The organism is Kitasatospora sp. NPDC057198 (genome assembly GCF_042670125.1).
GTDB lineage: Bacteria > Actinomycetota > Actinomycetes > Streptomycetales > Streptomycetaceae > Kitasatospora.
In genome coordinates this window covers 1-7,356 of record NZ_JBHUWH010000397.1, presented here as the reverse complement: position 1 = coordinate 7,356, position 7,356 = coordinate 1, and the positions used below count along the sequence as shown (strand labels likewise).

At 75.8% G+C, this 7,356-nt stretch carries 6 protein-coding genes; 1 reads left to right on the top strand and 5 read right to left on the bottom strand.

Annotation, left to right across the window (positions count from 1 at the left end; all coding sequences use genetic code 11):
* Positions 1–121: 121 nt before the first annotated feature.
* The gene (locus ACFUEL_RS31225) at positions 122–2,239 is read right to left on the bottom strand and encodes a cellulose binding domain-containing protein (protein WP_380240170.1); all 2,118 of its coding nucleotides are present in this window, start codon (positions 2,237–2,239) and stop codon (positions 122–124) included.
* Between the two features lie 233 nt (positions 2,240–2,472).
* Here ACFUEL_RS31225 and ACFUEL_RS31220 point away from each other — a divergent pair, with 233 nt between their 5' ends.
* Positions 2,473–2,682 carry a hypothetical protein gene (locus ACFUEL_RS31220; protein WP_380240168.1) on the top strand — a complete coding sequence of 70 codons (210 nt, stop codon included), beginning with the start codon at positions 2,473–2,475 and terminating at the stop codon, positions 2,680–2,682.
* 217 nt (positions 2,683–2,899) lie between these two features.
* Here the strand turns inward: ACFUEL_RS31220 and ACFUEL_RS31215 are convergent, their stop codons facing one another.
* The 4 genes from ACFUEL_RS31215 to ACFUEL_RS31200 all read right to left on the bottom strand — a co-directional run bounded on the left by ACFUEL_RS31215 (position 2,900) and on the right by ACFUEL_RS31200 (position 7,133).
* A complete protein-coding gene (locus tag ACFUEL_RS31215; RefSeq protein ID WP_380240166.1) occupies positions 2,900–4,915 on the bottom strand; it encodes a hypothetical protein in 2,016 nt (671 codons plus the stop codon).
* A gap of 33 nt (positions 4,916–4,948) precedes the next feature.
* On the bottom strand, positions 4,949–5,542 hold the full coding sequence (gene thpR, locus ACFUEL_RS31210) for an RNA 2',3'-cyclic phosphodiesterase (protein ID WP_380240172.1): 594 nt from the start codon (positions 5,540–5,542) through the stop codon (positions 4,949–4,951).
* 78 nt (positions 5,543–5,620) lie between these two features.
* Complete coding sequence (locus ACFUEL_RS31205; RefSeq protein WP_380240164.1) at positions 5,621–6,148, bottom strand: lipocalin family protein; 528 nt, start codon at positions 6,146–6,148, stop codon at positions 5,621–5,623.
* A gap of 310 nt (positions 6,149–6,458) precedes the next feature.
* Positions 6,459–7,133, bottom strand: a complete 675-nt coding sequence (locus tag ACFUEL_RS31200) for a hypothetical protein (RefSeq protein WP_380240162.1) — start codon at positions 7,131–7,133, stop codon at positions 6,459–6,461.
* Positions 7,134–7,356: the final 223 nt, after the last annotated feature.

Here is a 7,356-nt window from a genome sequence, read left to right as displayed (position 1 = left end):
GAGGGGGACGTCCTCCTCGCCGGGCCCCGCGCCCGGTCGGTGCGCCGCCGCCGGTCGGTGCGCCGCCGCCGGTCGGCCCGGGGGCCGTCGGCCCGCGGTACCGGTCAGCTCACGGTGCCGGTCAGCTCACGGTGCGGCAGACCGTCCCGTTCAGGCGGAACACCGTCGGGGACGGGTTGGCGCCGTTGTTGTTGCCGACGAAGCCGAAGTCCGCCGAGTTGCCGCCGTTCGGCACCAGGTGGCCGTTGTACTGGCCGTTGGTGACCCGGACGTGCTGCCCGCTCGCGTCGACGTTCGCGTTCCACCACGAGCCGACGGACTGCCCGGTGGAGGGCCAGTCGAAGTCCAGCGTCCAGCCGTCGAGGTCGGCCGGGCCGAGGTTGTTCACCACCACGGAGGCCACGAAGCCGTTGCCCCAGCCCGCCGTCAGCCGGTACGAGACGGTGCAGGTGCTGTCGTCGGGGGTGCCGGTGGTGAAGGTCAGCGGGACGGACGGGCGGGAGAGGTGCCCGGCCTGGTCGCGGGCCAGCACGTTGACGGTGTGCCGGGAGCCGGGCGGCAGGTTGTAGAGGGTGGCGGAGGTGCCGGTGGAGGAGCCGAGCAGCTGCACGGTGCTGCCGAGCTGCTCGTACACCTCGTAGCGGTCCACCGCGCCGGTCGCGGCGGGCCAGCTCAGCGCGACGGTGTTGGCGCCCACCGAGGTGGTGCGCGGCGCGCCGGGGGCGCCGACGGTGGCGCCGGCCTGGCCGGTGCCGGGCTTCGGGTGCACGGTCAGCACGGTGATCGAGTACGGGGCCAGGGTCACCGAGGAGGCGGTGGCGGTGCCGGTCGCGTCGACCAGCCCGGTGTCGCCGGGCGCCCAGCGCTGGACGGCGGGGGCCGAACCGTCGGCGGTGAAGCCCGGGTAGCGCAGGTCCACGGTGTGCGCCGCGCTGGAACTCCTGTTCAGCAGCAGGACGCTGAGGTCGCCGTTGGCGCGCAGCACCGCGTGCGAGGAGACCTCGGCGCCGGAGGTCGAGGAGGCCACCATGGTGTCGCCCGGGTCGCTGAGCGCGCCCAGCGCCTTGATGCCGTAGTACGGCGCGAACGGGGTGTTCACGGCCGGCTCGCAGACGTCGCCGTTGCAGCCGCCGCTGGACAGCATGCCCATGTCGCCGTAGTCGGTCTCGCCGCCCACGGTGGTGATCGGGCCGACGCCGTTGTGGGTGTCCCACCAGTCGACGTTGAAGACGCCGTTCTCCAGCGCGGTGATCATCGCCTCGGCCGCGAACAGGCCGTTCGGACGGCTGGTCAGCGCGCCGTTGCCGGACTCGGAGTTGACCTCGGTCATCGCGATGCCGATCTTCGCCGAGTCGGTGCCCGCGTACCGGTCCAGCAGATCGCGCACCTCGCGCAGCTCGCCCGGCAGTTGGCGCACGGCGGCCAGCGCCTGGTCGCCGCCGCCCGCGTTCGGGTACCAGTGCACGCTGACGAAGTCGACGTCGTGCGCGACCGCGGCCAGCACGGTGTGGTTCCAGTCGCCGTCGTCCCCGGCGGCCACGATGCCGTCCGGCCAGTTGCCGGGCATGGTCAGCACCGCGCCGATCTTGACGGTCGGGTCGACCGCCTTCATCGCCGCCGCGTACGCCTTCACCTCCCGGGCGTACTGGTCGGGCGACTTGTCGGCGTGGGTGTCGTTCTCCCAGCCGCTGCCGTAGACGCCGTTGCCGTAGATCTCGTTGCCGATCTCCCAGTACTTCGCCCCGTAGCCCTTGGTGACGTTGGCGTAGCGCACCCAGTCGGCGGCCTCCTGGGCGGTGCCGGAGCCGTAGTTGGCGATCAGGATCGGCTGCGCGCCGGACGCCTTCGCCGTTCCCATGAAGGCGTCGAAGTCGGTGCCCGGGGCGACGTAGCCGCCGGGCGCGGTGTTGTCGACCCAGTGGTAGATGTCCGAGTACGAGCCGCCGGGGTAGCGCAGCGCGCCGATCCCGGCCTGCTGGTACAGCGAGACCACCTGGGGGTCGTTCATGTGCGCGTCCCAGATGGCGGTGTTGGCGCCGAGTGCGGCGGCGCCGACGGTGCCCAGGCCGGCGGCCGGGTTGACCGTCACCGTGGTGTCGCCGGCGGGCACCGGGTCCGCGGCGGAGGCGGTGGGGGCGGCCAGCGGCAGTGCGGCTGCCGCCAGGGCGAGGGCGGCCGAGGCGGTCGCGGCGAGCGGGCGGCGACGCCGGGGGCCGGCTGGTCTGCTGTGGAACAGCATGGGGTGGTTCCTCCCGGGTGGGGGGTGCGGGTGGAGTTGTGGGAGCGCTCCCATGGTGGAAACGGGCCCCGGGTGCGTCAACCCCGCACCCCCGCCCCGCCCCGATCCACCCAGCTCCGGGCCGCCGGCCCGCTGAAACGTTCGCGCCCGGAGGCCGCCGCGCGGGGGCGGCTATGATTCCCACGCACACGAACCACCCTCTCCTGGAGGACCCGAGAACGGAAGACCGCGCGATGGCAGCTGGAGTGATCGTCCTGGCCGGCGCCGTCCTGCTGGCCGCCCTGCTGCTCTCCGCCGCCCTCGCCGCCCTCGCCTCCGGCCCCCCGCTCGAGCGCGCCGGCAAGGGCTGCGCGGCCGGCTGCGGCCTGCTCCTCTTCCCGCTCGCCGTCATCCTGCTGCCCCCGTTCCTCACCCCCCTGTTCCGCTGGGCCCTGTCCGGCTGACCCGGACCGGCTGACCCTGTCCGGCTGACCCGGACCGGCGCACCCGCCGCATCGCGTCGCACGACCGGGTCCCGGGCCGAGGTCCGCAGCCATCCCGCCGGAGCCGTCGACCGGACGTGCCGCGAGGACCTCCACCGGGTGGCGGACGCCGCCGAGGACGCCTGGTCGAACCGGTGGGCCGACGAGTCGGAGGCGGAGGGCTGTGCGCCCGGGGGTGTCAGCTGCCGGGGGCGACCGCATCCGCCGCGTCGTCGGCGCCGAGGGCGAGCACCCGGTCGATCAGGGTGCGCAGGTCCTCGTCCTCCAGGATCGCCGGGTAGCCGTCGGAGCGGGCCAGGCGGCGGTCCGAGGCGCGGGCGGTCAGCAGGGCGGTGCGGATCGCGGGGGTGGTGGTGCCGATCCGGGCCAGGCAGTCGAGGGCGTCGCGGAGGAAGCCGTGGTTCTCGGTGCCGTCGGCGACCGGCAGCACGAACTCCTCCAGGGCCCGGACGGCGGGGTCGTCCTCGCCGGTGATCGACCACAGGGCGATCGCGGCGGAGAGCCGTTCCCACGGATGCTCGACGCGCTCGTACGCGGTGCGGACGTGGTCGGCGTACGGAGCGGCGGCGCGGCCGAACCGGGCCAGGTCGGCGAAGGGGGCGCGCCCCGGGGGGTCGGCGGCCAGGACCGCGGCGCCGACCCGGCGCAGGGCCGCGGCGCGGTCCGGGTCGAGGCGGGTGGCGGCCCGGGGGACCCACGGCTGGTCGGCCAGGGGGCAGGCGAGCAGGGCCGGCCGGGCGGCTGCGGCGGCCGGACCCAGGGAGCTCAGCACTTCGGCCGTGGCTTGGGCGGTCCAGGTGTCGGCGAGCAGCGGGACCAGGTCGGGCAGGGCGGGGAGCGCGGCCCCGCCCCAGGACTCGAGCGTGTCCAGGAGCGGGAGGGTCAGCGGGCCCCTGGGCCCGTCGTCGCGCAGGGCGGTGCGGATCGCGGGGAGCAGGACGTCCGCGTGCGCCCGCAGCGGGGCCAGCAGGTGGGCGGGGGCGGGCCGTCGCGGGTCCGTGGTGATGTAGCCGCGGTCCGGTTCCCCGGCCTGGGCACGGAGTGCCTCGACCAGGCCGGGCAGGGCGCGCGGGTCGCCGCTCCTGGCGAGCGCCCAGCGGGCGAACTGGCCCACGGTGCCGGCCAGTTCGGGGTCATCGGCGTCGTCGCCGAGCAGTGCGGCGAGCCGGTCGGCGTACGGGGCGGCGGCCGGGCCGATCGCGGCGAGCAGGTTGGCGGCCCGCAGCCGGACCGGCCCGTCCGGGTCGTCCAGCAGGGCGCCCGCCACCGGGAGCAACGCAGTTGCGGTGGAAGGCCGTTGGAGCAGGTCGTGCCAGGCCAGGTCCAGGGCGGCCCGGCGCAGCGGGGCGTCGCCGGTCGGTCCGGACGCCTCGATCAGGCGCAGGGCGAAGGAGAGGCGGGCGGCGGGGTCGTGCCCCAGGCGGTGGTGGATGCCCCGGAGGGCGGACTCGCGGTCGCCGGGGAAGTCGTAGAGCGGCTCGTGCCAGAGCTCCGCGAATCTGGGCGGCAGGGTCGGATCGGCGAAAACCCGTATCAGGAAGTCGAGTTGACGCACCGGCAGATCACGGTCCAACCCGGCGGCGGTGTACACGGCGGCGACCCGCAGCACCGGGTCGTCGCCGTCCAGCAGCGGCTCCAGCAGGCTTTGGAGCGCGGCGACGGTGGCCGGGCCGGCGTTCGGGGCGGCCGCGGCTTTGCCGAGGGCGAACAGGACGGGCACGCGCACCGCCGGGTCGGGTTCGGTGCGCCAGCGCTCCAGCAGTTCGGCCAGGTCGGCCCTCGGCGGGAGGGTGGCCCGGCGCACCGCCGGATCCGGGTCGGTGCGCAGCGCCAGCAGGCGGGCCCGGTCCGGCTCGGACAGGACCGTCGGGTCCGCCTGCGCCAGCAGCCGGGTGAGCGTGGTGCGGGCGCCGATCCGGGGGTCGGCGGCGAGGGTGAGGACGAACGGCAGGGCGACGGCCGCCGCGGACGGGGTCGGGTCCCCCGGATAGGCGACGAGGCCGTAGAGCGGGTCGCAGTCGTCCTCCGTGGAACCGGGCCCGGCGCAGACGATCCGGCGCAGGGCGCGCGGCACGCCCTTGATCGTTTCCTCCCAGAAGGAGGTCTCCAGGCTGTCCCAGACCACCGCGTCCAGCGCGGCCAGGAACGCCGTCGTCGGTGCCAGCCAGTCCCCGTCCCCGCCCGCGTGTGTCACGGCCGTCATCCTGGAGCAGGGCGGTCGGCGCTGTCACCCGGATTTCGGCGGGACGGCCAGCGGCCAGGAGGCGATGTCGCGGTAGCGCAGGGGTTCGGGGGTGCGGAGGGGGGTGCTGCCGACCAGGTGCAGGCGGGGCGTCCACCAGGGGCGGCCGGTGAAGCCGGTCAGGGTGGCGGCGCCGGCCGGGACGCCGGCGGGGTCGTCGCGGCGGGCCCGGGCCAGGGTGAGGTGAGGGTGCAGCGGGCGGTCGCGGTAGTCGAGGCCCAGGGACCGGACCAGGGCGCGGACTCCGGCGGCCAGCCGGTGCAGGCCGTCCAGGTCGCCGCCGACGCCGCTCCACAGCAGCCGTCCGTCGAAGTGCCCGCCGCCGTGCAGGCCCAGCCGCAGGGCGGGCTGTCCGGCGGCCCGGTCGGCCAGGGCGGCGCGCAGCGGCGGGACGGCGGTGGCGGGCAGCTCGCCGAGGAAGGCCAGCGTGATGTGCCAGTCCTCGATCCGGTTCCAGCGCAGCCGGGGGTGCGCGGCGTACGCGGGCCGCAGGGCGCGGGCGAGTTCGTCCTTGGCCTCGTCGGGCGGGGCCAGCGCGACGAAGACGCGCAGGGCGGGTGCGGGGTGATCGTCCACCAGGGATTTCTAGCACCCGCCGACGCGGTCGGACGGCCGGACGGTCGGACGGCCGTCCGGACGGCCGGTGTGGACCCGCGGTCAGGCGCGGACGGCGGTGATGGTCTGGTCACCGCCGTGCCTGGAGCGGACCAGGACCAGGGTCTTCGTCCCGGCGGTGTAGGTGGCCCGCATGCCGTCGGTCCGCTTGCCGAACGTCCAGTCGAACTGTGCGGACGCGTCACCGCTGACGCTCTCCGGGAGCCGGGACGCGTCCGCGGTGTGGTCGTTGTCCTCGATGGTGACGTGCAGCGCCTGCCCGGCCAGCGACCAGGTGCCCGAGTCGGTCTGGAGGGAGGTGTTGCCGGTGCCGTCGTCGGCCTGGTACTCGCCCTTCCAGGTGCCGTCCTCGGTGACGGTGAGCGTCCACTGCGGGTAGTTGGCGTCGGGGGCGGAGACCTCCCAGCGGCCCGCCGCGAACTTGCCCAGGGCGACCGCGCCCAGCCCCGGGCCGGCCTTGCCGCTGCAGGCGGCGAGCGCGACGGTGACGACGGAGGCGCCGAGCAGGCGCAGCGCGGTGCGGCGGGGGAGGACGGACGTCGCCGTCCGCCAGGTGTCGAGTGGTCTCACGGAAAGGCTCCCGGTCTGTGTTGGGCTGTCACTGCGGAGGGGGTGCACCGCCAGGGGCTCGGGGAACGGCGAGGCCGTGGCTGCTGGCGGTTCACTGCCGTTGCATGCATCGGCTTCTGGTTCTGTTTCAGGCACGCAGCAGCACGGACACTTCGATGGGCTCCGGCCGTCAGCAGCACGGCCCCGCCGTTCCCCGGGCCCCTGGTGGTGCATGCCCGTCTGCCGACAGTTCCCCGGGCCCCTGATGGTGCGTGCTCGTCTGCCGACGTTTCCCCGGCCCCTGGTGGTGCAGTCCGGAATTGACGGAGCGTCAGTGCTCGAGGTCGGCGCGCATCCGGAGGAACTGCCCGGCGGCGTCCGCGGGGGTGGTGGCGGGGAACAGTGCGACGGCCGCGGTCGAGGAGTCGACCCAGCCGCACAGGGCGTCGGCGCCGAGCGGGAAGCACTCGAGGTTGCCGCCCAGCGGTCCGGCCGGGTAGGCGGTGGAGGTGCCGGGGTCGCCGGTGGAGCCCTGGCCGAGGGCGTAGTCGATCAGGCCGCGCCACAGGTGCTCGCGGCGCACGCTCGGCTCCTCGGGCACGCCGTCGACCCCGGCGAACAGCACCGGGCGGCCCGGACTCCCGCCGGTGCGGACGTAGTTGGCCTCCACCAGGTTCATCCCGTCCCGCATCTCGCCCGGGTCCACCGGCACGTCGCTCAGTTGCGCGTCCCCGGTGGCCCGGGTCAGGCCGCCGGCCGTGCGGGCCTCGGTCAGGGTGCGCTTTCCGTCCGGGGCGGCGGCGGGGGAGGCGGAGCGGGAGGGTGCGGCGGCCGTGGGCTTCGGGGAGGCGGCCGGTGCGCCCTCGGTCGGCTGCGCGGTGGCGGCGGTCGCGGCCGGGGCGGCGTCCTCCGTCCCGTCCGGGTCGCAGGCGGCGAGGGCGAGCGCGATGCCCAGCGCCGCGGCGGCGGTCAGGGCGCGGGCGGCGATCGGGTGACGTCCGGTCATGGTGGTGGTGCTCCCTGGGTGCGTGGTGGAGTGCGGTGCGCGCCCGGGGCTGCTGGACCCGTACGGCGGCACGGGGCAGGACGCTACGGGGGCCGGATGCCGGAGGTGGGCGAAGACGCCGATTCCGGACCGCATCGGGACCGGACGGTGACACGGTGACGGCGCGGCCGCGGCCCCCCGGGGTGCGGACGCGGCCCCCCCCGCCGGGCCCGCGGGGGCGGGG

Excerpts from the sequence above, each read along its gene's own strand:
- ACFUEL_RS31225 (WP_380240170.1), bottom strand. The coding sequence starts at position 2,239 with ATGCTGTTCCACAGCAGACCAGCCGGCCCCCGGCGTCGCCGCCCGCTC.
- ACFUEL_RS31220 (WP_380240168.1), top strand. The coding sequence starts at position 2,473 with ATGGCAGCTGGAGTGATCGTCCTGGCCGGCGCCGTCCTGCTGGCCGCC.
- ACFUEL_RS31200 (WP_380240162.1), bottom strand. The coding sequence starts at position 7,133 with ATGACCGGACGTCACCCGATCGCCGCCCGCGCCCTGACCGCCGCCGCG.